Below are 1,116 nucleotides of genomic sequence, written 5' to 3' on the forward strand. Positions count from 1 at the left end.
TTCCTTTTTTCTTGCCGTTTTTACGGATATGGGTTGATTTACATTCTGGACATTGCATAAATTATTCCTCCTATTCATACTATAACTCAGCAACGCCCAAATTTAAATCTCCGGTTTCAAAGCACGTTCCATCAGGGATAAAACAGCTTGTTCGGGAGTAATTTCACCATTCAGCAAGCGGTAAACTTGACGGGAAACGGGGACCTCAATGTCGCGCCGCTCCGCCAAATCAATTAACACATTAGCAGTATTAACTCCCTCAGCAGTGCTCTGCAATTCCTGCACCACTTGTTCCAAAGACTTGCCTTTAGCCAATCCGAAACCAACTCGATAATTGCGCGACAAAGAACTATTGCAAGTAGCGAGCAAATCTCCCAAACCAGACAAACCGTAAAAAGTTTCGGCGCGTGCTCCCAAACGAACTCCCACCCGAATCATTTCCGGTAAAGCGCGAGTCAGCAAAGCAGATTTAGCATTAGTTCCTAATTGTAAACCATCGCAAACACCAGCGGCGATCGCAAATACATTCTTCAAAGTGCCGCCCAACTCAGTCCCCAGGGGATCTTGATTGACATAAACCCGAAAAATATCGGAACTGTAAATGCTCTGTACTTGCTTCGCCGCCGCTAAATCAGAGCTCGCCGCTACCGTCGCAGCGGGTAATCCTTGCTGAATTTCTTCGGAAAGATTGGGGCCCGAAAGTACGACTATTGAATTGTGAGGAAAGGCATTTTGCCAAATTTGAGACGGAGTGCGCGTCGTGGCGGGGTCTAAACCTTTGGTGACAGTAACTATAATTGTACTGGGATGTGGATTTAAGGCAAGCAGGCGATCGACTGTTGCGCCAACTCCTTTCATCGAAACCGCCGAAACTACAACATCTGCGCCCGTTATAACTGATTCTAGACTAAAAGAACTGCGGCGCGACCACAAATTAATGCGATCGCCCTTTTTACCTCCCAGATTTGCCAAGGCTGAACCCCATGCACCTCCGCCTAATATTGTCAGAATTGTCATATGGTTTGTAGTAAGGACTTTAGTCCTTAACGGTTTGTAGTAAGGACTTTAGTCCTTAACGGTTTGTAGTAAGGACTTTAGTCCTTAACGGTTTGTAGT

At 45.8% G+C, this 1,116-nt stretch carries 1 protein-coding gene; it reads right to left on the reverse strand.

What is annotated here, in order from left to right:
- Positions 1-102 precede the first annotated feature (102 nt).
- Positions 103-1,017, reverse strand: coding sequence for an NAD(P)H-dependent glycerol-3-phosphate dehydrogenase (locus JGK39_RS00005; protein ID WP_293249351.1), 915 nt, complete (start codon positions 1,015-1,017; stop codon positions 103-105).
- Between the last annotated feature and the right edge of the window lie 99 nt (positions 1,018-1,116).

The organism is Microcoleus sp. PH2017_12_PCY_D_A, from assembly GCF_020738565.1.
Classification (GTDB): Bacteria; Cyanobacteriota; Cyanobacteriia; order Cyanobacteriales; family Microcoleaceae; genus Microcoleus.